Source organism: Corynebacterium nasorum, assembly GCF_022345765.1.
Taxonomy (GTDB): Bacteria; Actinomycetota; Actinomycetes; order Mycobacteriales; family Mycobacteriaceae; genus Corynebacterium; species Corynebacterium kefirresidentii.
On the sequence record NZ_JAKRDR010000005.1, the window covers coordinates 79,725 to 103,964 of the forward strand.

Annotated in this window: 20 protein-coding genes and 1 tRNA gene; 10 read left to right on the forward strand and 11 right to left on the reverse strand. The window is 59.4% G+C overall.

The genetic code is table 11. From position 1 onward, the window contains the following. The first annotated feature begins 152 nt into the window (after positions 1 to 152). The 3 genes from MHK04_RS05530 (at position 153) to MHK04_RS05540 (ending at position 4,983) form a co-directional block, all read left to right on the forward strand. Positions 153 to 1,976 carry a phosphoenolpyruvate carboxykinase (GTP) gene (locus MHK04_RS05530; RefSeq protein WP_239208207.1) on the forward strand — a complete coding sequence of 608 codons (1,824 nt, stop codon included), beginning with the start codon at positions 153 to 155 and terminating at the stop codon, positions 1,974 to 1,976. Between the two features lie 384 nt (positions 1,977 to 2,360). Beyond that, the gene (locus tag MHK04_RS05535; protein ID WP_239208208.1) at positions 2,361 to 4,325 is read left to right on the forward strand and encodes a bacteriocin-associated integral membrane family protein; all 1,965 of its coding nucleotides are present in this window, start codon (positions 2,361 to 2,363) and stop codon (positions 4,323 to 4,325) included. A gap of 4 nt (positions 4,326 to 4,329) precedes the next feature. Next, the gene (locus MHK04_RS05540) at positions 4,330 to 4,983 is read left to right on the forward strand and encodes an ABC transporter ATP-binding protein (RefSeq protein ID WP_200288558.1); all 654 of its coding nucleotides are present in this window, start codon (positions 4,330 to 4,332) and stop codon (positions 4,981 to 4,983) included. Here the strand turns inward: MHK04_RS05540 and MHK04_RS05545 are convergent. Continuing rightward, a complete protein-coding gene (locus MHK04_RS05545) occupies positions 4,964 to 5,731 on the reverse strand; it encodes a class I SAM-dependent methyltransferase (RefSeq protein ID WP_200288559.1) in 768 nt (255 codons plus the stop codon). The two genes, MHK04_RS05540 and MHK04_RS05545, sit on opposite strands and share 20 nt — an antisense overlap. Positions 5,732 to 5,755: 24 nt before the next feature. On the opposite strand from MHK04_RS05545, the gene MHK04_RS05550 reads away from it, so the two are divergent. After that, positions 5,756 to 6,865 (forward strand): glycosyltransferase family 4 protein, encoded by a 1,110-nt coding sequence (locus MHK04_RS05550; RefSeq protein WP_023020049.1) that lies wholly within the window; start codon positions 5,756 to 5,758, stop codon positions 6,863 to 6,865. Here MHK04_RS05550 and MHK04_RS05555 read toward each other — a convergent pair. Together MHK04_RS05555 and MHK04_RS05560 are read right to left on the reverse strand one after the other, a co-directional pair. Continuing rightward, the gene (locus MHK04_RS05555; RefSeq protein WP_239208209.1) at positions 6,780 to 8,198 is read right to left on the reverse strand and encodes an MmpA family trehalose lipid delivery protein; all 1,419 of its coding nucleotides are present in this window, start codon (positions 8,196 to 8,198) and stop codon (positions 6,780 to 6,782) included. The two genes, MHK04_RS05550 and MHK04_RS05555, sit on opposite strands and share 86 nt — an antisense overlap. Further along, positions 8,188 to 9,345, reverse strand: coding sequence for a PorA family protein (locus MHK04_RS05560; RefSeq protein ID WP_023020047.1), 1,158 nt, complete (start codon positions 9,343 to 9,345; stop codon positions 8,188 to 8,190). Before MHK04_RS05560 ends, MHK04_RS05555 begins: the two co-directional genes overlap by 11 nt. Before the next feature lie 51 nt (positions 9,346 to 9,396). Here MHK04_RS05560 and MHK04_RS05565 point away from each other — a divergent pair, with 51 nt between their 5' ends. Continuing rightward, positions 9,397 to 10,515: an acyltransferase family protein gene (locus MHK04_RS05565; RefSeq protein ID WP_023020046.1), complete on the forward strand. Its 1,119-nt coding sequence runs from the start codon at positions 9,397 to 9,399 to the stop codon at positions 10,513 to 10,515. On the opposite strand, the gene MHK04_RS05570 is transcribed toward MHK04_RS05565, so the two are convergent. Genes MHK04_RS05570 through MHK04_RS05580 form a run of 3 tightly spaced genes read right to left on the reverse strand, consistent with a single transcriptional unit; the run spans position 10,436 to position 14,233 of the window. Further along, positions 10,436 to 13,504 carry an alpha-(1->3)-arabinofuranosyltransferase domain-containing protein gene (locus MHK04_RS05570; protein WP_239208210.1) on the reverse strand — a complete coding sequence of 1,023 codons (3,069 nt, stop codon included), beginning with the start codon at positions 13,502 to 13,504 and terminating at the stop codon, positions 10,436 to 10,438. The genes MHK04_RS05565 and MHK04_RS05570 overlap by 80 nt on opposite strands. 2 nt (positions 13,505 to 13,506) lie before the next feature. Then, positions 13,507 to 13,704, reverse strand: a complete 198-nt coding sequence (locus MHK04_RS05575; protein ID WP_005325448.1) for a DUF2613 domain-containing protein — start codon at positions 13,702 to 13,704, stop codon at positions 13,507 to 13,509. 22 nt (positions 13,705 to 13,726) lie between these two features. Next, the gene (locus tag MHK04_RS05580) at positions 13,727 to 14,233 is read right to left on the reverse strand and encodes a universal stress protein (protein ID WP_034655562.1); all 507 of its coding nucleotides are present in this window, start codon (positions 14,231 to 14,233) and stop codon (positions 13,727 to 13,729) included. Between the two features lie 58 nt (positions 14,234 to 14,291). Here MHK04_RS05580 and MHK04_RS05585 point away from each other — a divergent pair, with 58 nt between their 5' ends. Genes MHK04_RS05585 through MHK04_RS05595 form a run of 3 tightly spaced genes read left to right on the forward strand, consistent with a single transcriptional unit; the run spans position 14,292 to position 17,488 of the window. Continuing rightward, positions 14,292 to 15,452: a glycoside hydrolase family 3 N-terminal domain-containing protein gene (locus tag MHK04_RS05585; protein ID WP_034656046.1), complete on the forward strand. Its 1,161-nt coding sequence runs from the start codon at positions 14,292 to 14,294 to the stop codon at positions 15,450 to 15,452. A 34-nt stretch (positions 15,453 to 15,486) separates the two neighbouring features. Continuing rightward, the gene (locus MHK04_RS05590; RefSeq protein ID WP_239208211.1) at positions 15,487 to 17,175 is read left to right on the forward strand and encodes a VanW family protein; all 1,689 of its coding nucleotides are present in this window, start codon (positions 15,487 to 15,489) and stop codon (positions 17,173 to 17,175) included. Positions 17,176 to 17,188: 13 nt separating this feature from the next. Further along, positions 17,189 to 17,488 carry a hypothetical protein gene (locus MHK04_RS05595; protein ID WP_023020041.1) on the forward strand — a complete coding sequence of 100 codons (300 nt, stop codon included), beginning with the start codon at positions 17,189 to 17,191 and terminating at the stop codon, positions 17,486 to 17,488. 22 nt (positions 17,489 to 17,510) lie between these two features. Here the strand turns inward: MHK04_RS05595 and MHK04_RS05600 are convergent. Next, a tRNA-Gly gene (locus MHK04_RS05600) sits at positions 17,511 to 17,584 on the reverse strand. Positions 17,585 to 17,649: 65 nt separating this feature from the next. Between MHK04_RS05600 and dcd the strand changes: the two genes are divergently transcribed. Together dcd and MHK04_RS05610 are read left to right on the forward strand one after the other, a co-directional pair. Then, the gene (gene dcd / locus MHK04_RS05605) at positions 17,650 to 18,213 is read left to right on the forward strand and encodes a dCTP deaminase (protein ID WP_034656041.1); all 564 of its coding nucleotides are present in this window, start codon (positions 17,650 to 17,652) and stop codon (positions 18,211 to 18,213) included. Between the two features lie 42 nt (positions 18,214 to 18,255). Then, positions 18,256 to 19,584 (forward strand): UDP-glucose dehydrogenase family protein, encoded by a 1,329-nt coding sequence (locus MHK04_RS05610; RefSeq protein ID WP_239208212.1) that lies wholly within the window; start codon positions 18,256 to 18,258, stop codon positions 19,582 to 19,584. Positions 19,585 to 19,649: 65 nt separating this feature from the next. Here the strand turns inward: MHK04_RS05610 and MHK04_RS05615 are convergent, their stop codons facing one another. The 4 genes from MHK04_RS05615 to MHK04_RS05630 form a co-directional block, all read right to left on the reverse strand. Beyond that, on the reverse strand, positions 19,650 to 20,813 hold the full coding sequence (locus tag MHK04_RS05615) for a YibE/F family protein (protein WP_156900709.1): 1,164 nt from the start codon (positions 20,811 to 20,813) through the stop codon (positions 19,650 to 19,652). A 149-nt stretch (positions 20,814 to 20,962) separates the two neighbouring features. Next, the gene (locus MHK04_RS05620) at positions 20,963 to 22,192 is read right to left on the reverse strand and encodes a pyridoxal phosphate-dependent aminotransferase (RefSeq protein WP_023020037.1); all 1,230 of its coding nucleotides are present in this window, start codon (positions 22,190 to 22,192) and stop codon (positions 20,963 to 20,965) included. Positions 22,193 to 22,247: 55 nt separating this feature from the next. After that, positions 22,248 to 22,850 (reverse strand): DUF1707 SHOCT-like domain-containing protein, encoded by a 603-nt coding sequence (locus tag MHK04_RS05625; protein WP_034656035.1) that lies wholly within the window; start codon positions 22,848 to 22,850, stop codon positions 22,248 to 22,250. Positions 22,851 to 22,946: 96 nt separating this feature from the next. After that, the gene (locus MHK04_RS05630) at positions 22,947 to 24,221 is read right to left on the reverse strand and encodes a cation:proton antiporter (RefSeq protein WP_023020035.1); all 1,275 of its coding nucleotides are present in this window, start codon (positions 24,219 to 24,221) and stop codon (positions 22,947 to 22,949) included. Between the last annotated feature and the right edge of the window lie 19 nt (positions 24,222 to 24,240).

Genomic DNA, 24,240 nt, shown 5'->3' on the forward strand with positions numbered 1-24,240 from the left:
TGCGCTTGGTGAAGTTCTGGTTAACGTGGTGGATATAACCGGTGTAGCAAGTTCTGCGCAAATTATTCGGGCGAGCACGTTAATCTTGAGGTGGAAGGCACAGTTGGGGCTTTTTGCTCCAATTTTCACACCCACCCTCAGGAGAATTACTAATGACCGCCACTATCCCAGGGCTCGTCGGAGAGCTGCCGACTAAAAATGAAAAGCTTATCGGCTGGATTAGCGAGAATGTTGAGCTTTTCCAGCCGGACCAGGTGGTCTTTGTAGACGGCTCCCAGGACGAGGCTGACCGTTTGGCCGGCGAGCTGGTGGAAAAAGGCACGCTTATCAAGTTGAACGAGGAAAAGCGACCTAACTCCTACTTGGCTCGTTCCAACCCTTCCGACGTTGCACGTGTGGAATCTCGCACCTTCATCTGTACCGAGAATGAAGACGGCGCTGGCCCTACCAATAACTGGGCTCCGCCTGCGGCGATGAAGGAAGAGATGACGGAAGCTTTCCGTGGCTCCATGAAGGGTCGCACCATGTACGTGGTTCCCTTCTGCATGGGCCCGATTAGCGATCCGGAGCCGAAGCTGGGCGTGCAGCTGACTGACTCCGCCTATGTTGTGCTCTCCATGCGCATCATGACCCGTATGGGCGCGGAAGCCCTGGAGAAAATTGGTGCTGACGGCAACTTTGTCCACGCGCTGCACTCCGTGGGTGCCCCGCTGGAGCCGGGTGAGGAAGACGTGGCATGGCCATGCAATGACACCAAGTACATCACCCAGTTCCCTGAAACTAAGGAAATTTGGTCCTACGGTTCTGGCTACGGCGGCAACGCCATCCTGGCTAAGAAGTGCTACGCGCTGCGCATCGCTTCCGTTATGGCCAAGGAAGAGGGCTGGATGGCCGAGCACATGCTCATCTTGAAGCTGACCAACCCAGAAGGCAAGAAGTACCACGTTGCAGCCGCCTTCCCGTCGGCATGTGGCAAGACCAACCTGGCCATGATTACCCCAACCATTCCGGGCTGGAAGGCTGAGGTCGTCGGCGATGACATTGCGTGGCTACACCTGCGCGAAGACGGTCTCTACGCCGTAAATCCGGAAAACGGCTTCTTCGGCGTGGCTCCTGGCACCAACTACGACTCCAACCCGATTGCCATGCGGACCATGGAGCCGGGTAACACCATTTTCACCAACGTTGCGCTTACCGACGACGGCGATGTCTGGTGGGAGGAGATGTCCAAGGAGGCACCAGAGCACCTCATCGACTGGACCGGTCAGGACTGGACTCCGTCTTCGTCCACTAAGGCTGCACACCCTAACTCCCGCTACTGCGTGCCGATTTCCCAGTGCCCGAGCGCCGCTCCAGAGTATGACGACTGGCAGGGCGTAAAGATCGATGCCATCCTCTTCGGCGGCCGCCGCAAGACCACCGTTCCGTTGGTCACCCAGGCTTTTGACTGGAACCACGGCACTATGATTGGTGCCCTGCTGGCCTCTGGCCAGACCGCTGCAGCAGAGGGTAGCGTTGGCACCCTGCGCCACGACCCGATGGCTATGCTGCCGTTCATTGGCTACAACGCCGGCGATTACCTGCAGCACTGGATTGACATGGGTGAAAAGGGCGGCGACCGTATGCCGTCTATCTTCCTGGTTAACTGGTTCCGCCGCGGCGACGATGGCCGCTTCCTATGGCCGGGCTTCGGCGAGAACTCTCGAGTGCTCAAGTGGATCATTGCCCGCATCGAGGGCAATGTTGAGGCCGAGGAGACCGTCGTAGGCCACACCGCTCGCGCCGAGGACATCGACCTCGAGGGCATCGACTTTGATATCGAGGATGTGCGCGCTGCTCTCGCCGTCAACCCGGAGGACTGGGAAGGCGATATGCAGGATAACGCCAGCTACCTCAACTTCCTAGGCTCCCGCGTGCCATCTGAGGTGTGGGACCAGTTCCACGCCCTGAAGGAGCGCGTAGAGAACGCCTCTTAAAATCAAGGCTCCAGCTAGCCCCCAGCGACACCATTGTTGCTGGGGGTTTTCGCATTGCCTTACCTAGATATAAAAAGTAAACAATAAGTTAATCTTAGTTAATAAAAGTGAAACTCTTTACCAGTAATGGTGAAAAAGATATAAGAATATGAAAATATCTGAAATGTCCAAATAGGGGCTTTCATTTGTCAATCATGGTAGTTCCGTCAACGGCCACCAGTACGTTGACTCTGGCTGCCAACCAGCGAATACGTGGGCCCGTGCGCAGGCATCATCTCGTTGGCTCGGGGCGGATGGCGCTTATTACCGCTTGTGTTAATAGAAGGTAAGCGTCACAAGGGTCGTCGTCATGGGCGACCCTTGCTTTAGTTAAGGAAGTATTTCATGAAAGAAGGCGTTAGCCTTTCTCAACGAATTCTCGCCGCATTTTGCGTACTATCCGCATTGTTCTTGGGGTACTGGGCATTTGCGATGACGCAGTCGGAGGGAATATTCGAAACCGGCTCTTTTATCAACGTCGGATCCTATGGTGGTCAGGGCTCTGAAATTCTTGCTGCACTCGATGAGGCTGCGCAATCGAAGGGTGAACGCATTGCAGTGGAACTCGAGCAACCGGACCATACCGACGTCTACGCCGCTGGGGACTTTGGTGGCACCTGGTACAACACGATTGCGCCGGGCAGTCCAGTTCACATACACGATCTGACGGAATTACCGGATAAAGATCCGCGTCAGCTCCTACAACTGTCCGGGGGCGAGGAATTCAAAAATACAGTGTATGGAATTCTGGATGCCCACAGCGCGCAGCACCAAGAATTGGAAAGCCTAGAATGGTCGTTCCTTTTCACGGATACCGCGCTAGCTGGGATTTATTTTTTGATTCTGGCTACGTGTTTTGCTGTCGTCGTGGCCGGTGCGATCGCGCGAACGAGAGATTATGCCGTGTGGCAACTCATGGGACTATCGCCTAGGGCCATATTTGCACGTGAGTTTCGGCGTTCTTATGCAAGTGCATTTCTTGGTGCACTGGCTATCGCGGCGGTGGTGCTGGTGCTGTGCGCAGTATTGGTTTCACCACGTGTGATGCTAGGGATTATGCGCTACTCGGCAGTATTTCTGCTTCCGCTTCTCGTGGTCATGGTGGTGGCATTTCTCCTGACTGTATGGGCGTGTAAAAAGCTAGCGTTGAGGGAGCGGCTCAAAGGGAAGCTGCCGCAGCGCAGTACCGTGGCTGTTATCGTCTTGCTGAAGCTAGTACCTTGCATTGCAGCTGCAGGACTTATAGCTCCAGCACTCAACCACCTGCATGAAGTAGAGGTGCAAAAAGGCGTTGGTAATTTCTGGAAGCAAGCTGATGATCTGCAGCTCCTGGAACTTTCAGGGGCGCGTGATAGCGACGGCATCGTAGATTCAACACACAAGTTAGCAGAGCTTGCGCGGGCTAAATCTGCGGTTGGTCAGTTTCAATATGTACAGTTTTCTGAGGACACACCGGCAGAGTTCGGCGGAGTCGGCCGGGATATGCTCAGTTTCAATTACACGGCGGCAATGCGTTCGGTGGAAGGCCCACTGCGCGAGAAATTGCAGAATAATCCGCCGCACGAGCCCACAAGGTATATTCCGCGAGGACTAGAAGGCAGTGCAGATTCGGTCCCGAAGGACTTCTATTGCAGCGAGCACGAATGTCCAGTGGAAATCCTCGATAGTGATGACTTCGACGTAGCTACTTGGCAGATAGATGAAACTGGTTGGGGCGAACAGATAAAAACTGCGGGGCCGGTGATGACCATCTATCCGGACGACCAGCTGCCGTCAGATAGAACCATTGTTGCCGGCATGACTCAGAATGGCACTGGCTTTCTGGGTGAGGTTCCGCCTGAGCTTCGCGATGATCCGGACCTTAGCAACTTCGTTTTGAAGACCAACTCGGCTGCACATCTTTGGGCCAAGGGAAACGCGTCGTTGCGTGCCGATACCGTTGCGTTGGTTCTCGGTGTCATTGCTGCGGCTTTGATTGCGCTAACCATGGCGGTCATTGCGGGCTTTTTGTATCGAAAGCTGTTTGCACAGCGGCTTCGCGTGTACCGGTTCATGGGAATTCCCATGGCTCGTGCGTATCGGTACTTGTGGCTTGCTGACGCCGCAATCTGTTGTGTCACCATAGGTTATTTATGGTTCAAAGGCGGCCAAGCACGAGAGTTGGAACGGATGAATAGTATGCCCGCCGTCGTCGCCCAGCTGAAAGTAACGCCAGAAGCAATGGCCTACGGGATTGGGCTTTCGGTTCTTGTGGCTGTCGTTTCGGTAGTGACAATGGTGCACATCTCATATCGGGTAGGAAAGAGATAGAAAAATGAATGAGGCCGTAATAAAGATTCGGGAAGGTCGTTACTCCATTGCTCAACGCACCTTGTGGTCGGGAGTGGATTTAGATATCGCGCCGGGACAAGTAGTGGCCTTAACTGGGCCTTCGGGGTGCGGGAAAACCACGCTATTAAATTGTTTAGGCCTTCTAGACTCGCTCAGCGGCGGAAGCATGGAAGTGCTCGGTCACGATGCTACGCGTATGAAAGAAAGGCAGGCGCGAAAAGTACGCCGCCACGATATTGGCTATCTATTTCAGGATTTTGCACTGGTCGATACCGATTCGGTTGCCGATAATTTGGCCGTAGCATTGCCTCCTAAAACTCCGCAGGCTAAGAAGACTGAAATTATTGCCGGTGCGCTGGAGCAGGTGGGCCTAGCTGGACGAGAGAAGGAGAAAGCATTTTCCTTAAGCGGCGGCGAACAGCAGCGAGTTTCTTTTGCCCGCATCTTGGTACGCACCCCGAGTCTCATCTTGGCGGATGAGCCAACTGCGGCCCTCGACAGTAAGAACAGTGACCGCGTGCTGTCCCTGCTACAGGAACAAGCCGCCGCTGGTGCTGCGGTCATCGTGGTTACCCACGATGACCGAGTCCGAGATCAATGTAGCGAGGTATTCGATCTCAGCGCGTATTGCCATTGAAACTCTTAGGTTGCAATACCAATGTCAGGTTAGAAACCGCGAATTCCCGCACACCTGGCACGCGAGTTAGCCACCAAGCCCAGCTAGGGTGGTAACGGGGGAAGGCGAGTTTGAGCGCGCCGGTGCGCTGTGCCCAGTGGAGGCCGGCGGAGCAGGGGACGTCGAAAAGCGAAGTGCCAAAGACATTCTTGGGCGGGTGACCGTGGCGGCGGGTGTAGCGATCGCGGGCAAACTCGCCGCCCACATAGTGCTCCCACAGGCCGGTCTCGTGGCCGCCGAAGGGGCCGAGCCATACCGTATAGCTCAGGATAGTCAGGCCACCCGGGCGGGTCACGCGCAGCATCTCCTCGCCCATATCCCAAGGATTGGGGATGTGCTCAGCCACGTTGGAGGAATAGACCACGTCAAAAGAGTCATCGGCAAAGGGAAGGTTGGTGCCGTCCCCGCGCACCGAGTTGCTCAAGTGGATGCCAGCCGCAGACATTTCGCCGGCATCTGGCTCTAGTCCCACATAGTGGGCCCCGCGCCGGGCAAAAGCATCCGCAAAATAGCCCGGTCCGCCGCCCACATCGAGTACCCTCGCCCCGGGAAGCTGCACGCCCAGGTCGCGGCCGAGGTTATCTACCAGTGCGGCCGTATCTTCCGCTAGCCCACCGTAGAAAATCTCGGGGTGCGTCTGCTCAAAGCGAAAGGAACGCAACAGCTGCAAGGAGCGACGCAGCGTGGCCATCTCACGGGTATGTCTCATAACCCACTAGGCTAATACCTCACAATGAAGATTCTTTTACTATGCTGGCGCGATTCCACCCACCCGCAAGGCGGGGGCTCGGAGCGTTACTTGGAGCGCGTGGGCGAATACCTCGCGGCGCAGGGCCACGAGGTGGTTTTTCGCACCTCCAAGCACATGAATGCCGCGCGCCGGGAGGTGCGCGACGGTGTGCGCTACAGCCGCGGCGGCGCCAAGTTTGGCGTATATCCACGCGCGTGGGCCGCGATGCTGGCCGGCCGTTTGGGGCTGGGTGACCTGCGCGGCGTGGATGCGGTAATCGATACCCAAAACGGCATTCCTTTCTTCGCCCGCTTGGTATCTGGGGCGCCGACGGTGCTGCTTACCCACCATTGCCATCGCGAGCAGTGGCCGGTGGCAGGTCCCCTCCTGGGCCGCCTCGGCTGGTTCCTTGAGTCCCGGGTGGCTCCGCGTGTGTATCGCGGGGCTCCTTATGTCACCGTTTCTGAGGCTTCCCGCGAGGATCTAGAGGCACTGGGAATTAAGGGTGCGCACATCATTGCCAATGGTCTGGACCCGGTTCCGGACCATGTGCCTTCCCTGGAACGAGAGGCCGACGTGCACTTGGTAACGCTCTCGCGCCTGGTGCCGCATAAGCAGATTGAGCATGCCATGGATACTGTGGCGCAGACCCCGGGCGCGGTCCTGGATGTCATAGGCTCCGGTTGGTGGGAGGCTAACCTGCGTGCCTATGCCGAGGAGCATGGTGTCAGCGATCGCGTGCGCTTTCGCGGTCAGGTAACCGAGGACTATAAGCATGCCTTGCTCGCCCGTGCCGATGCCCTGCTTATGCCCTCCCGCAAAGAGGGGTGGGGCTTGGCAGTAATGGAGGCAGCCCAACATGGGGTCCCCACTGTTGGCTATACGTTTGGCCTGCGTGACAGTGTTATTAACGGTGAGACCGGCATCCTGGTAGAGCGCGAGGAAGACTTCGTGGCGGCCACCAAGCAGCTGCTTGCTGACGCCCCCTTACGCCGCACCCTCGGCTCCAACGCGCGCGATTTTGCCGCTAGCTTCTCGTGGGAGAAGACCGGCGAGCAATTCGCGGAATTGCTGCAAGGGCTAGTAGCGGACAAGCCATCCACAACGCCGTAAACGCCCATGGAACCTGTGGCCGTGGTGCGTCCGTCTCCGCGGCTATAGCACCGTCTACGACAACGACGCCGACACCGATCCGGGCCAGCTGCTTCATATCGTGTACCTCCCACGCGCGCAGCGCCGCCCGATACTGCGGCGAAGCCTGATCCACCACGGTCCCGTCCACGCTCAATTCCCCGGATTCCACCATGGCCAGCGCCTTGGAATAGGGATCTACCGCCACACCGCCAGGCACCTCTACAAGGTTGGCGCGCTCTGGAAAGAAAGCCACCCGGCCGTCAATCTCGCGCACCAGCTGCTTATCTACCCCCGTATCCCGCGGCGTGAGCACCCCTAGCCGCCCCGGAACCGGAATCAGCTGCACGGCCGCGGCCACGGTGGCTAGTGCCGCCGGCAGGTTCGGCAGCGCACCCAGCGAGGCCACATAAAGCGGCAATGCCAGCATGGTCAGCTTTCCGCTATCGCGCAGTAGCGCCGCCCCTGGAACGTGATCGATGAACCACACCAACGCGCCGGGAACCAGCCAGAAAAACATCGCCCCGCCAAGACCAATAGCTGCCAGTATGCTCAGCCGAACGGGAACCCGCCACGCCCCGAGCAGGGCGATGATCGCCACGATGACACCGCATATCGCAAACCCGATGGCTGCTTGTGCATTCCAGATGCCGCCCAAGCGCAGCAGCGCGCCCCCGGTGCCGACGTGCTCTTCGGCTCGCGGGGCAAACGCAGCCACCGCCGCAGCGGTATCGCCGGGCGCAGCGGGATAGAACATGCCCGGAATGGCCCACGGCAAGCACAAGACCACGCCGCCAAGTGCTACCCGCTTGCGGCAGGTCACCGCCGCGGTCACCACGGCAAAGAGTCCACCCGTAGGGGTAAATGAAGCACCCCACATAGCCAGCCACGCCACCCAGCTGCGCTGTTTTCCTGCCCACGCGATGACCGGTAGCAGCCACGCGGCCACCGCAAGGGACCACTGACCCTGCAGGAGGCGCTCGATAACGAAAGGATTGGCCACCGCCACCCCCATCGCGCTCACCGCGGAGGCTGTGGAGCGCGCCCAGCGCGCCGCGGTGAGCGCGGAGGACGCGGCGGCGGCAAAAATGAGCACCCGCGCCGCCCACGCGCCGCCTACTACAGCCAAGAAGCCGTCTTGCGGGGCATTGCGGGCAGGCAAACTGCCGCCGCCGAAAGCCGAAGGGGAAAGCGCCGGATGGCCAAGCAGCGCCATATCGCGCCACAGGAACTCACCGGGCAGGGCGAAGGGCCAGCACACCGCGGCAACGAGGATGAAGCCCCAGGCGAGGAGTAAAAGACGCTTAGCCTTCACGGTGGCGGCGCATGTACATATAGGCAGCACAGAGCAATAGGCCGACGCCGATGGCTTTGCCCGCCCAGCCGACGACCATCAAGGCACGAATGGTGCGAATGACCGGACGCACCTCGTCGAGGCGCTCCGCGCGAGTGTCATCGGACCAGCGCATATCGGCAGCGAAGATGGAGCGATCCTCCGTATCGTTATTGGCCACCATGGTGCCGGCTTGCTGTTCGTCGGCAGCGAAGAAAATCTTGATATTTTCCCGCAGATCCACCATGGTGCCGGTGGTGGGTTCCACGGAGATATCCCGGCCGACGGTATAAAAAGGTTCCACCGTGACCCGGTCAGTGGGATCTAGGCCGAGGAGCTTGCGCGAGTCTTCGTCATAGAACCGCTTCGCCGGACCAGAGATGCGGAAGTCCTTAGCGGCCAGCTGCTTTTCGCCGCTGCCGGAATCGACCGCCTCGGTGGTGATGTTTCTGCGCATATCGGCCAGGGAAATGGGCTGAATATCGTGGTGGAAGGAATAGGTAGGGATACCATCTAGCTTTTCCGTAGTGGTGAAGTCCACCGCCGTGGAGGATTGTGAGGCCAGATCGAAAAAGGGATAGGAGCGCTGCTCGGTCCCGGAGGGGAAAAAGTAGTTGATGCCATCTCGTTCGAAATCTGTGCGGGCCATTCCCGTATCCACTGCCGGCAGGAGGAATTCCCATTTATCCTTAGGGGCAGCCACCGGGTAGGTGGATTCTCGGTTCAACACAGAGTGCTCGGTGATTTGGGCGAGCGGAGTCTCTCCGGCGAGCAGGCGCGATAAAGAATCAGAGTGAGCGAGCGCATCGTCTTCTGCCACCTCAGCGGTCGTGGTGTTGCGCTCGATGGTGAGCAGGTCATGGTGCAGGTAGCACCAGATGGGTGCCTTCTTTTCTTGGCACTGCGGATTCTTGCTATCGCCTGTGGCCTTGGCGCCGGCGATAAAGGCGGGCGCATCCATCCACACGCCGGCAGAGGGAGCGGTCACGGTGTTGATGTTTTGGTCGAAGGCGAGGGGCCGAGTCTGATTGTTATATAGCGGTGGCACCACAGTGCCCAGCACTAAGAAAATGACGGCGGCAATGACAACCCACGCCAGTGGCGAGCGTGGCCAAAGGTAGCGTTTCATTGCAGTAATATGTCCAATCAGTTTCAGGTCGATCCGGGGTTAGGAGCAAGCGTGCAGCCGCAGGCATCTGTGAAAAGCGTACCCCAGCATCTGCCGGAGCTAGACGGTCTACGCGCGGTCGCCTCCCTTGGAATCATTGTCACCCACGTGTCTTTTCAGACCGGAACTGGGTGGGGGTTTGCCGGGCGCTTCGATTTTTTCGTCGCCGTTTTCTTTGCACTCAGCGCGTTCCTCTTGTGGCGCCGCCGCGGCTTGCACAGCTTAGCCGGCTATGCGCGCTCGCGCGTGGCACGTCTGTTGCCGGCCTATTATGCCTGCGTGGTGGCGGTGATGCTCCTGCTTCCCGACGCCCACTCACTCACCCTCACCCAATTGCTGAGCAACCTGACTTCCACGCAAATTTATGTGGTCGACGGGTTGGCCCCAGGTCTTACCCATCTGTGGTCGCTGTGCGTGGAGTTCTTCTTTTATCTCTTCTTGCCTGTGCTGGTGTGGCTGCTTGGAACGCTGCCGCGGCGCTGGCGCATTGCCGCCATTATCTTGGCAGGAGTGCTCAGCTGGGCGTGGGGATTCGTGCCCTTTGTAGCCGATTACGCCAAGGACCAGGTCAACTCGCAGATCTGGCCGCCCGCGTATGCCTCGTGGTTTGCCGTGGGAATGCTGGCCGCCGAATTCGAAGAAGCCGGCATCAGTCGGCGAGTGCAGCGGGTACTGCGGCCGCGCTGGGCGTGGTGGCTTGCGGCGGCGGTGGTGCTGTGGGGTGCCAGTCGCGAGTGGTTTGGGCCGCAGGGGCTTATCCATCCCGAACCCGCGGAATTTTCCCGCCGGATCATGGCGGGAGCGGCCTTTGCCGCAGTCGTGGTGGTACCGGTGGCTCTAGCTCCGCGGGAGAAATCTTGGCTGACCAGCCCACTCATGCAGGCACTGGGTACATGGTCCTATTCCATCTTCTTGTGGCATGTGGCTATCTTGGGCCTGGCCTTTCCCCTTACCGGGGTGCCGCTTTTTAGCGGGAAACCCCTGGACTTTTGGGTCATTCTGGCCGTGACTGTGGTGGGCACCGTGGTGGTTTCGGCCGCTAGCTATACGCTCATCGAGCGTCCCGGCCGGGATCTTCTCCTCGGTCGGCGGCGAAAAGACAGGCCACGCCCGCGGCACACAAGCAGCTAGGCAAGAGCGAATCACCCGCATAGGAACCAGACGTCCACGGTGCGCGGGCGAGGATGGCTCCGGCCGCAGCGACTACGCCGGGGGCGAGATAGGCGCGCGGGATGGTGGTCCAGCGCACTACCAACCACGCAGCCACGGCCGCCACTGCCGCCGGCCAGCCGGTAAGGGCCAGTGCACCAAGTGCCACGGCGGCTGAGGCAGCGCCCCCACGCGGTGCGTGCCAGGCGGGCTGGGACGGGCGGCGCGCGGCCGCCAGGAGGCACAGGCCGAGCGTCAGCAATCCCAAGGAGCCTCCCAAGAGGAGGGTGGCGCGATAAACCGGCTGGGCGGTGAAGGACATATGGAAGTCGCCGGAACGGCCGGCCGGAATGACAAAAGCCTGGGTGGCGGCGTCGATCTCGCGCGGGGTGAGCTCTTCATTGTCCAAATACCCGCGCAGGCCCTTATTAAAGGCGCGTCCGGTGACCAAGAGGCGGTCTTCCTCGCTGGCTTTAATCGAGTATCCAGTGGGCTCCGAGGGCTCCGGCGGGCGCCAGCCCACCTCGCGAAGGCTCACCCACGGTCCAGTGGTGCGCACACGGTGCGTGCCGGGGCTCAGGGTGAGGGAATCGCCGGGGGAGTAGCGGTGGGCGTCGATAAGCACCGGCTTGGTGGAATCTACCTTTACCCGCATGGGGCGCGGCGCCGTGAAGTCGCGGATGAGCACACCGGTATCTTGCAGCATCTGCTGGAAGAAGAATTGGTGCACATCGGGGGAGGTATCCGGCACGGTCACTACGCGCTCGACCGGCTGGCCCTCTACCCCTAGTTCCGCGATGCCGGTGCGGTGAGACAGCTCCACGCGAATGGCCTCGGTATCGCCGCCGGGAACGCGTACCTCCTGTGAGCGGAAGGGCTGTAAGTCCACGTCTACTGCGGCGCTGCCGGAGCGCACCGTAACCGTGGTGGCGCTGGTGGCCATGAGCTTTAGGCGCGGTTGGGTGAAATGACCGCGCAGCTCAATCCACCCGGAGTCATCGCCCGGCGCGGGCCACCACGCGGTGGAATTTTCCCCATCCACCGCGGCCGTGGCGGACTTGTGCGGTTGGGCGCCACCGAAGGCCGTGGCATCGGCCGCAGAGGAAGAAACCGCCACGGAACCGCCGTGAGTCTCGACCTGGCTAAGAGGCCCCGCGGAGGGATAATCGCGCAGGCGGTTATTTACGTGGCTGGGGTCGTCTGAAGCCAGGGGCGCGGAGATGGGGCCGTCGAGGGTGCCGTAGTTGCGGTCCGTGAGCGTCGGGGTATCGGTGACGATATCGGCGTCGCGATCGACGAGCTGGCGGGTGGTGGGGCCATGGTGGGCGTCGAGAAGCGCCAAGGCTTCCCCGCCGCCGGCCACGCGGACTGGGTCTGTGGGCCCTAAGGACATGCCGGCGTGGTTGAGCAAGATGACATCGACCTCGCCGAAGCGGTGGACCTCGCCGCCAAATTTACTGGCTAGGGCCTCGTCCTCACCGGTGAAGAGATCGTGGCGCACCATGACCGCGCCGATGCCCAGGCGCTGAAGGGAGCGCACGCCGGTGGCTGGGTCCTCCTTCAGTGCGGCCATGACGCCGTCGAGCCCGCGGATGGCCTCTGGTGGCACGAGCGGAATGGCATCGCGCACGGCCCAAGGGACATCGAGCAGCGGCTGGGCCGGCTCATCGCGCGTCCACCCCCAGGTCTGCCGGGCAAAAGACGCCTCTGGGTAGATAAGGGTGCGGGTATCGGCGGCATGGGTATTGATAAAGTCCGTGGCCTCGTGCCAGTAGGAGGGAACCTCCTTATACGCCCCCAGTGGCAGCAAGCGCTGTGACCATGCCGGGGAGATGACCGCGATGCACAGCAGTAGCGTGAGCGCGCCTACCGTCTGCTTCTTGGTAGGCCGCAAGCTGTGCGGTAGCGGCAGGTGCGCGCAGGCGCGCGCGACGCCTAAAAGCAGCGGGATGCGCACCAGCGGATCGAATTTATGCAGGTTGCGCAGCGCGGCCAGCGGGCCATCGAGAGCATCGAGGTACCACCCCGCCTGGCAGCCCAGCACCGCGATGCCCACCACTAGGACAACGGCCCACACACGCGGCAGTTTGGTGAGCCCGTAGATGCCCACGGCCGCGATGCCCATGGTGACCAGCACGAAGAAGGATTCGGTAGCCAGTGCATTGCCCGCCACGCGCTCGGTATCTACAAACGGTGTCCAGCTCGTGGTCCCGCGCAGGATTTCTGGCAGGTTGAGCCAGCGCGTGGTCACGCGAGCGGATTCGATGAATTCCGTAAACGGCGGGGCGTAGCGGCCAAGTACGATAAGCGGGCCGATCCACCAGGCCGATACTGTTAGGCACCCTAGAAGCCAGGCCGCGCCGGGTTTGAATGCGCGGCGGTAGAGCACAATTACCGCGGCCGGGGTGCAGGCGGCGATGGTGGCGGTGGCATTGACCGCACCCATGAGCGCTACGGGGATGGTGGCTGCGGCGGCGTCGCGCCACGTGAGCTTGGCATTGAGGAAGGGCAGGATGACCCAGGGGGCGAGCATGACCGGCCAGGTCTCGGAAGAAATGGCGGTCAGGGTAGAAAGCGCGCGAGGGGAAAGCGCGTAGAGCATCGCCGCCACCCAGACCCACCCGCCGCGCAGGCCTACCTTGCAGGCGAGCTTATGAAAGCCGATGAAGCCAACGCTTAAGACCACCAGCCACCACAGGCGCTGGGCCAGCCAATCGGGCAGTGGCTGGGTTAAAACGAAGAAGGGCCCTTGGGGAAAAAGATAGCCATAGGCCTGATTTTGTAGTTGTCCCAGGGTAAAGGTATCCGTATAGGCGCTCAGTGCCCCGCGGAGAAAATGCAGCGGATTGGCGGCCAGATCATGCTTGGTATCGGCAGCTGTCAGCCCCCACGGCTGCACGAGGAGGATGAGCGCTAGGGCAAAGATCCCCAGCGGGTAGGGGCGGGCAAGCCGCCCGCGGAGGGTACGCACACCTAGTTGCGGGATCCGTACTCAGGGCCGCCCAAAACCGCATCGGAAGCAGAAACCGCATTGCCTTCTGGCACGGTATCGGTGCCGGAGAACTGCGCGATGCCGATGATGGTGATGACGCCGAGCGCGATGCCCACAACAGCGCTACCGATGGCGGGGCCAAGGGTGCGCTTGTTCAAAGAATCGGTTTCCAGAGCCATGGCTAAAAATACTAGCAGCTATTTAGAAGTATTCTGCCTCATCATCGTCCGCGTCTTCCTCGTTTTCCTGCGGCACGATAAAGACGGGAAGGCCGGCATTGCGCACAATCTGATCGGCGGTGGAGTTGGTCCACCAGGCGCGGAAACCTGTCAGGGCGCGGGTGCCGGTCACGATGACATCCACGTCCAGCTCGTGTGCTGCATCAATGATGGCGGAGGAAATAGTGGTGGCGGATTCCACCAAGTGGGCGCGGCCAGCCAAGCCCAGGCTTTCGGCTAGTTCGATGCCCTGGCGGCAGATTTTCAACGCTTCCTCGTAGGCCGGATCCTCTTCGACGCCGTCCGGGGAGACGGTGGACTGGTGCATTCCAGTGCGGCTGACGGCGCGGGCGGTCTGCCGGGCTACGGGTTCCCAAGCGGTGAGGATTTCCACCGTGGTGGGCCGCAGCAGCTGGGCCGCGTGCTCGAGGGCGCGGCCGGCTCGTTCGGTGCCATCGTAGGCAATTAGCATTGTCTCGCCGTTACTCATGTGGCTAGTCTACCCACCGTTTCAGACAGAAGGCGAGGAATATTGCACACTGGAAGGCATGAAAACTCCGCGCATTCTCGCCAGCCTTGCCCTCGTGACGGCCTTGGGCGCCTGCTCCACCTCCCCTCAGGAGGACGCCGAGAGTCAGGACTCCACAACCCCAGCGGCATCGAGCTCACCGGCCGCGACGCAAGAGACGCAAGAAGAGACTTCGCAGGAAGCAGCCCCGCAGCAGGACATCCGCGCCATGGCCGCCTCTGTGTTGATGCCCCCGGTCACCAATTACGACGATGCTAAGGCCAAACTGGATGCTGGCGTGGGCGGAATCTTTATTCCCAGCTGGGCGGATCCCAACCTGCTGCAGGAAGAGGGCCGCGATATTAATGCCCTGCGCCAAGAGGTAGGCCGCGACTTTGAAGTCTCCATCGATTTTGAAGGCGGGCGCGTGCAGCGTTTCTCAGAGATCTTGGGCGAGTATCCCGCACCGCAACAAATGGCAGCCGAGCGTTCCCCGCAAGAGGTGGAACAGCTGGCCCACGAGATTGGCACGAGCCTCAAGGCTCATGGCATCAACGTGGACTTTGCGCCGGTGCTCGACGTCGATGGCAATGGCCTAGAGGTGGTGGGCGATCGGTCCTTTTCCACCGACCCCGCACAGGCGGGTGAATACGGCGCCGCCTTTGCCCGCGGGTTGGATTCCGCTGGGGTCAAGGCCGTATTCAAGCATTTCCCGGGACACGGCCGTGCTTCTGGCGATACCCACCTGGCCGAGGCCGTTACCCCGCCGCTGGAAGAGCTGGAGGGACACGAGTTCATTCCTTTTAAAACCGCCCTCCCTCAAGCGCCGAATGCCGCGCTCATGATGGGCCACCTCGCCGTGCCCGGTTTGGGCGATGGCCAGACTCCTGCTTCTATGCTGCCGGAGGCTTATGGCTTGGCTCGCGAGACCCTGCAGTACGACGGCCCTATTTATACCGATGACATCGGTGGCATGAAGGCGATTGCGGATTCGCTCCCGCTTGCCGACGCCGTCGTGACCTCCCTCAATGCCGGTGCCGATATGCCCCTGTGGTCCACCGAGGGCGATATCAATGCGGTAATCGATGCCGTTGTCGGTGCCGTGGACGAGGGGCGCCTGCCGCGCGAGCGTCTCGAGGACGCGGCCCGCCATGTCAGCGTTCCACCGGCCGACGTTGCAGCCGAGGCCGCACAGGACTAGGAAAAATACCACTAAAACCGTTAACCTTTAAGGCGTGAAAAAGGCAGAAGGAAAAAACGGTGCTAAAGGCTGGCTCATCGCGCTCGGTGTATTTGTCGGCCTTGTCCTGATCGCGGGTATTGCTTATGCCTGGGATGTCGCGGCAAACCAGGACAAGATTCCGCGCGCCGTTTCCGTCAACGGCGTGGACATCTCCGCCATGGATCGCACTGCCGCCGTGGAGAAGCTCGAAGATGAGCTTGCGGGCGTAGAGACCGAACCCGTTTCCGTCACCTCCGGTGACCTTCACACAGAACTCGTCCCTTCCGAATCGGGCCTTGCCCTGGATAACCAGCGGGCCGTGGACAATATTAAGGAGCCTTCCCTCAACCCTTTCACCCGCCTGTATAGCTTCTTCCGTTCCACCCGGGATATTCCGGTAGAGACCAACGTAGATGAAGCCCAGCTGCAGCCTGCCTTGGAGCGGGTGAAGAAAAACCTTTCCACCGACCCTGTCGATGGCATGTTGGAGCTTAACAACGGCGAGCTCAAGGTCACCGACCCGAAGCTTGGCCAAACCGTGGATGCCGGCTCCTTGCACAACGCGGTCACAGAAAACTGGCTCGATTCCGAGGGCGTGGGCGTGGACCCAGAAGAGGTAGAACCGGCCATCAATGATGCGGCCATCGAGGCCATGCGCACCGGCGACGCCGCTAAGGCGCTGGATAATCCGATTACCTTGAAGGCTAAAAATAATGTCACGGCTACCCTGAATAAGCCGGAAATCTCCCAATTCACCAGCATTGAAAAGAAGGACGGCAAGCTCAAGCTCGCCGTGGATACCAACCGCGCGCAGGAGCTGTTGGCGGAGCGCTCTGAGGGCGCCGATGTGCCCGGTGTGAATGCCAAGATTTCCTTCAACGGCAACGACAAGCAGGTCACCCCGTCCGAAGATGGCGAAATCATCGACTGGGAGCCGACCATGAAGGACTTTGACAAGCGTGTGACCGGTGACGACCGCGAGTGGGACGCTACTTATAAGCCGGACCCTGCCGAGTTCACCACCGAAGACGCCAAGAAGGCGACCTTTAACGATACCGTTGGCGAGTTCACAACCGAGGGCTATTCCGCTGCCTCGGGCAAGAACATCGAGCTGGTGGCCCAAGAGGTCAACGGCGCTGTAGTCAACCCCGGCGAGACCTTCTCCCTCAATGGCTACACCGGCCCCCGCGGCACTGCCCAGGGCTATGTGGAATCCGGCATCATTATTGATGGCCACTCCGGTTCCGCCGTCGGCGGTGGCATCTCCCAATTCGCCACTACCTTGTACAACGCTGCCTACTTTGCGGGCATGGAAGATACCGCCCACACCCCGCACTCGTACTATATTTCGCGCTACCCCGCCGGCCGCGAGGCCACCGTTTACGAAGGCGCCATCGACCTGCAGTTCACCAATACCTTCAACACCCCGGTCCGCATTGAGACCGACTTCGGGGGCGGCAAGATTACCGTGCGTTTGAAGGGCACCAAGACCGTTGACGTTGAGTCTGTGAACAATGGCCGCTGGGCCAATACCGACCCACAGCCGATGTCTGTGCCAGGCAGCGACTGCTCGCCTTCCTCTGGTGCGCCAGGCTTTACGACGTCTGATACCCGCATCATCAAGGACCTCGGTGGCAAAGAGCTCTCCCGCGAGACCACCACCACGGTCTACGACCCGCAGCCCATCGTCCGCTGCGGCTAGTAGGCTCGGAGCCATGGAAGAGAGAACTCTGACAACGCTCATCTTTGGCAATGTGGTTATCGAATCGAACCTGCGCGGGGCAGAGCTGCGCGTTTACAGCGAAGATTGGCGCGGATATCAGCTCCGGACTGACCTTGGAGTGACGTTCCGTGCCCCGCTGGATAATATCCGTGGCACCGTGCCTCAGCGTGATATGGCCGAGCTTGTGGAGAGATTCTTGAAGCCGGCCGCCGCAGAACTAGAGGCGCACTATCCAGGCGGGGTAGAGCGGACACAAAAAGAACTTGCCCAGTGGTTAAGCGCCACAGACTAGCAAGAAAATTCCCCCCGAAAATTGGAGCCGACGACGGGAATCGAACCCGCGCTAGCAGCTTGGGAAGCTGCAGTTCTACCATTAAACTACGTCGGCACTGCGCGTTGATGCGCTCCGGCCTACTATACACCTTGGCCTTCGGCATGAGTAGAATTGGGGCCGTGCTTCTTTCAGATCGTGATATCCGTTCCGCCATCGACGCCGAAGAGTTGGGCATCGAGCCCTTCGACAGCGAGCTTATCCAGCCCTCCTCGGTAGACGTGCGCTTGGATAAATATTTCCGCGTATTCAATAACTCGCGGTATACGCATATTGACCCCAAAGAGGAAATGCCGGATCTCACCACCTTGGTGGAGGTAGAAGAAGATCAGTCCTTCATCCTGCACCCAGGCGAGTTCGTGCTCGGTGCTACGTTGGAAAAGTTCACCCTGCCTGCGAACTTGGCTGGCCGCTTGGAGGGCAAGTCTTCGCTCGGCCGCTTAGGATTGTTGACCCACTCCACCGCGGGCTTTATTGACCCAGGCTTTTCCGGTCACATTACGCTCGAGCTTTCTAATACCGCCAACCTACCCATTGCCTTGTGGCCGGGCATGAAGGTGGGGCAGCTGGCGATTTTCAAGATGACTTCAGCAGCTGAAAGCCCTTATGGCACGGGTTCGCTGGGGTCGAAGTACCAAGGCCAGCGTGGCCCGACGCCATCGAAGTCTTACCTGAATTTTCGATAGGCTTAAACCGGTATTCACATAAGGCCTTTAAGATAAGGCCTTATGCGTATTACTGTAATCGGCACCGGATACCTGGGTGCAACCCATGCTGCCTGCATGGCCGAGCTCGGCCATGAAGTACTAGGCGTGGACGTAGATGAAAATAAGATTTCCGCTCTCAAATCGGGCCAGGTTCCATTCTATGAACCGGGCTTGCCCGAGGTTCTGGAGCGCAATATCGAGGCCGGCCGCCTCGATTTCAGCACGGACTACGAAGAAGCAGCCGAGTTCGGCAACCTGCACTTTTTGGGCGTCGGTACTCCGCAGCGCCGTGGTTCCTATGCAGCGGATATGACCTACGTTAAGGCCGTTATTACGGACCTGGTGCCCAAACTCAAGGGCGATCACATCATCTTCGGTAAATCTACCGTCCCGGTCGGCACCGCCGCGGAGCTCCAAGAGCTAGCCAATGAGCTTGCCCCAGAAGGCACCACCGTGGAAATTGCCTGGAACCCGGAGTTCCTGCGCGAGGGCTATGCCGTCAAGGACACCATCACCCCAGACCGCATCGTGCTCGGCGTTGGTGAAACCAACAATGAAAGTCGAGCTGAAGAGGTCGCGCGTGAAGTCTATGCCCAGCCGCTCTCGCAAGACACCCCATTTATTGTCACGGACTGGCAGACCGCGGAGCTGGTCAAAGTCTCCGCTAACGCATTTCTAGCCACCAAGATTTCCTTTATCAACGCAGTCTCCGAAATCTGCGAGATTGCGGGCGCGGACGTGACCGCGCTTGCCGACGCCATTGGGCTCGACGAACGCATCGGCCGCAAGTTCTTAGGCGCCGGTCTCGGCTTTGGTGGCGGTTGCTTGCCCAAGGATATTCGCGCCTTCATGGCCCGCGCCGGCGAACTTGGCGCCGACCAGGCGCTGACCTTCCTGCGCGAGGTAGACGCTATCAATATGCGCCGCCGCGACCGCGTGGTAGACCTTGCCAAGGAAGCCTTCAATGGTTCTCTGCTTGGTCACCGCGTGACCGTGCTGGGCTGCGCGTTTAAGCCAAATTCCGATGACGTGCGCGATTCGCCCGCCCTTTCCGTGGCCGGTTCCTTGTCCTTGGCCGGTGCGGCAGTAACCGTCTATGACCCAGAGGGTATGGACAACGCCAAAAAGGTATTCCCCACCTTGGATTACGCCGCAGACACTGATGACGCCCTGAGCGAGGCCGAGCTGGTGATTTTGGCTACCGAGTGGAAGCAATTCAAGGAATTGGATCCGCAGCAAGCGGGCCAGCTCGTGGACAATAAACACATTATCGACGGCCGCAATGTGCTGCCTGTCGCGGATTGGCAGCAGGCAGGCTGGAAGGTTGAGGCCCTAGGCCGCACCCTCTAGGTTCTCAACTGCCTAGATACGAAAGGCTGAGCAGCGTCGATGCTGGCTCAGCCTTCCGCTTAGGCTTAAGCTTTTGTACGCTTTGGCACCGTGAAGGCCGCAATGGCCGTAGTGATGGGAACCGCGAGGGTCAATGCCATCGCGCCCACTCCAGAACGCAGCAGCTCAGTAGCGACGAGATCGCTGCTCAAAATCTGTCCGGCAGGGCGTTCTGCTGCGGTAATCAGCATGAGCAGCGGCAAGGTCGCGCCGGTATAGGTGAGAATCAGCGTATAGACCATGGAGGCAATATGGTCGCGGCCCACCTTCATTGCGGAGAGGAAAAGCTGTGTAGGGCGGGCATCAGGATCCGCTTCGTGGAGTTCGGTAATGGTGGATGCTTGGGCCACGGCGGCGTCGGCAAGGCTGCCCAAGGCGCCAACTACAAAGCCGCACAAGAGCACGCCCACGATGGATACATCAGGCATATAAAGAAGTAGCTTGAGGTTGTCCTCAGAACTGTAGCCCTGCAACTGCGAACCATCGATAGTGGCCCATGCCAGCACCGCTGCGAGAATGAGAGCGGTGAGGGAACCACCCACCGCCGATGCCGATTTCCAATTCATGCCGTGGACGAGAGGAACGGCCAGCAGAATGATGGCAGAGCAGGCTACAAGGGCGGACCACAGGGGATTATGAGCGTCGATAAGAGCGGGGACGAGGAACGCAAAGATCACGCCTAGGCTGAGCGCTAAGCCGATAAGGGCGCGTACGCCATGCCACGCCGCAAAAGCGATAATGACGACGGCGACGATAACCGCCCACAGAGCTAGGCTTCCGGTGCGCTGATAATCAGCAAAAGCATAGGACACAGCGCCGGAAGGGTCATCTGCCTTAGAAAGAACAATCTTGTCGCCCGGTTTAAGCTGCGGATCGCCGGCATTGCCGTAGGTGACCAATTGGGTCATGCGTCCTTCGTCCTCGCCGGAGGTGATATTGACTAAGGCGCGGTCGCACTGCACTTCCTCAGACCCAGGAATGAGCGGCGGTTTATCAAAGGCCTGTCCAGTAAGTTCCGATTGGCAAGCAGAGTGATCTGTCGTGTCGACCGTGCCCTCGACCTGTGGGTGGTTGAGGGCATAGGTTTGCTGAAAATCGGTGGAGGTGTGCTCGGAAGCTGGACTCTGAGGCCACAGCAATGCCATGCCCGCAATGGTGGCTATAAGCGCTGTGACGAGCACGCCGAGCAAGGCTAACCGCCATGGATGGTGAGCTAACGAAGTAGAGAGCCGACCCCATGAACTTCGAGTCGGCTGAGGCTTAGGTGCCGCAGAATGTCTTCCCATGCACCATATTGTTATGGATTATTACTATCATTAGCAACTGGCGGGGAAGAAAGCTACTGCTTATAGCTCACCAGGAAGTTGCCAAGGCGCTCAATGGCGTTTTCGATCTGGGATGCCCACGGCAGCGTGACTACGCGGAAGTGATCTGGGTTCGGCCAGTTGAAGCCGGTTCCCTGAACCATGAGGATCTTTTCCGCCTTCAAAATATCCAGCATGAGCTTGGCATCATCATGGATTTCATACACATTCGGATCCAGGCGCGGGAAGAGGTAGAGCGAGCCCATGGGTTTTACCGCGGAAACGCCGGGAATCTCATTGAGCTTCTCGTAGGCGATATTGCGCTGGCGTAAAAGACGCCCGCCGGTACCGGTGAGCTCAAAGATGGACTGCCGGCCACCCAGCGCCACCTGGATAGCGTGCTGCGCCGGTACGTTCGGGCACAGGCGAGTTCCGGCCAGAAGCTCAAGGCCTTCGATGAAGCCACGGGCGTGGTGCTTAGGGCCGGTAAGTACCATCCAGCCGGCGCGGTAGCCGCACACGCGGTAGGCCTTGGAGAGACCGTTAAATGTGATGGTGAGTAGGTCAGGGGCTAGGGAAGCGATGGAGATGTGCTGCGCGCCGTCATAAAGAATGCGGTCATAGATCTCATCGGCCAAGATGAGCAGGTTATGCTCGCGGGCGATGCTGACAATCTTCTGCAGTACTTCGCGCGAGTAGACCGCACCCGTTGGGTTATTCGGGTTAATGACCACGATGGCTTTGGTCTTATCCGTAATCTTGGACTCGATGTCCTCGATGGATGGATTCCAATCATCCTCCTCATCACACAGGTAATGCACTGGGGTGCCACCTGCCAGGGACGTAGCAGCGGTCCACAATGGATAATCCGGTGCCGGGATGAGAACCTCATCGCCGTTATTAAGCAGCGCTTGAGTGGTCATGCTGATGAGCTCGGAGACGCCATTGCCCAAGAAGACATCGTTGATATCGAAGGGTGGGAAATCCTCCAGCTCGTAGCGGGTAACGATGGATCGACGGGCAGGAATGATTCCTTTGGAGGTGGAATAGCCCTGGGAAGTAGGCAGGGCGGCGATCATATCGCGCATGATGACATCGGGTGCTTCGAAGCCGAAGACGGCCGGGTTACCGGTGTTGAGTTTCAAGATGGTGTGACCATCGAGCTCCATGCGTTCCGCTTCCGCAGAGACCTCGCCGCGGATGTCATACGCGACGCCCTTGAGTTTGTCGGATTGGTCAAAGATGCGGTGTTTGGGAGAAGTCATGGGAATATTGTGCCACGAATCACAGCTGCACAAAATGCTTCAACACCGGCGATGACTATTTTTTACTCCACTCGCTGAACTTCCGCTTGGCCAGATCCATGGCTTGGCCGGTAATTTCGCCAGCTTGCATACGGCGATCGGCCCACATCTTTTCCTCGATCATTTTTTGCTGCGCGCGCTCATGCGCCGTGAGAGCGCGAATCTCGCGCAGCTGCTGCCGCTCAACCTGGCGCACGGATGGGGCGTGCCACGAGGAGGGGCCGACCTTGGCGACGTAGAGCATGATCCACAGGATAGGGATGAGTGCGGCTGCCGTGACGCCACCTAACAGTAGCCATGGGTTGCTCATGGTAGCGCTCAAGAAGATCAGCGTGGGGCTTGCTACTGCAAGCACCACAGAGCCGGAGAGAGCAGTCGCAAACTTCGGTTTCTTGCCTGCATTATGGGCGCGCGTGACTTCTCCCCGAGAATAGATCTTGACCTCGTGGGAACCACGCGCCGGAATGTCTTGGAAGACGGGCACGAGGTCTTGGTGGGTGCTGGCGCGCATGACATCGTCCGAGCGGTCCTCGAACTCCTCCATGGTTAACCGGCCTTCACCCACGGCGCGGGCGAGGTCATTGATGGCATCGTTGCGCTCGGAATCGGACAGGCGCAGAGTCCGATTGACAGGGGAAGAACCAAAGTTATTACTCACGTTTTCCAGTCTAGGAAAATTCTGCCCTTCCAGGGACGTGCTCTCAGCGAACGCAGCCTATAGTTCCTTGGATTCAGCGTCAGGGGTCTTCTCGTCCTTCTTTTCTTGCTGGTTTCCGCCCACCAGGCTGGCCAAGAATGGGAAGATGGCGACGGTAAGCGCTCCACCGGAGACGAAGATCGAGGCATTCTCGGCCTCCATGATTCCGGAATTGACCGCCAGGGACGTTACCGCCACGATGATTGGCAGACCGGTAGCGGAATACAAACCTACTTGGAGGCGCTCGCGGAAGGTTTCAATATCAGATCCGGTATGCCCAACATTTTCGCGCAAGAAGACGGGCAGGCCACGCGTCACTAAGATGAGAGCCGGAATGCCCAGTACCTTCCACGGATTATGAGCGATGGTATCCCAGCTAATGCTCATGCCAGAGACCACAAAGAAGACCGGAATAAGCATCGAATAAAACACCACATCGAGGCGGTGTTCTAGGCGGCGGTGGAATTCATCCGGGATAATACGGTTCAAAATGATGCCGGCAGCAAAAGCACCGAGCACAATATCGAGTTCAAAGACTGCGGTAACGGCCATAAGAATGGCCAGAATAAGGATGATAAGACGCAGAATCGTTTGGTTGGTTGAGCCCGCACCAGAGATAAAAGCGGTCTTTACCCAAGGGATCGTTGATGCGATAGCCGCCGGCATGATGGCGACGGCAACGGCGATGATGATGAAGAACAACAAAATGATCATCGTCGTCAGCGTGGAACGAGTACCCAGCAATAGTGCCATTGCGGTAATGGGGGCGACCTCACCAATGGCACCGTGAATCATCACAGAGTTGCCCACCTTGGTGCCCAGAATGCGGTCCTGCTTCAGCATCGGCGTGAGCGTGCCCAGCGCCGTTGAGGTCAGTGCCAAGGCGACCACGATGGCTCCTGGCACGTTATCTACTAGGAAGTAGGCGCCCACTCCACAGGCGAGGGCACAGATTGCCCAAGTGGATAACGCCGTTCCGGCTTCCTTTGTTTTGAGGGTGGAGATTTGAATTTCAAAGCCCGCGAGGAGAAATAACGCTCCCACGCCGAGCTCCTTGAGCATTTCGATGCCTTCGTCCTCGGCGGCTAGTTCAAGCACCGAAGGGCCAATAATCATGCCGAAAATCAGCAAGAGGGCTACCGATGGAAGACGGTGGCCCAACATATAGGAGACCAGCGGCGCCAGCAGGGCCGCGGCCATGATCCAAGCGAAGGAGACGAGGGAGTGTGTATTTTCGGTCGCGCCTGCTGCTAGCAGTAGGGCATCGGTGGGGAGTCCCGCATTAAAATGCATGGACTACAGCGTACGCACC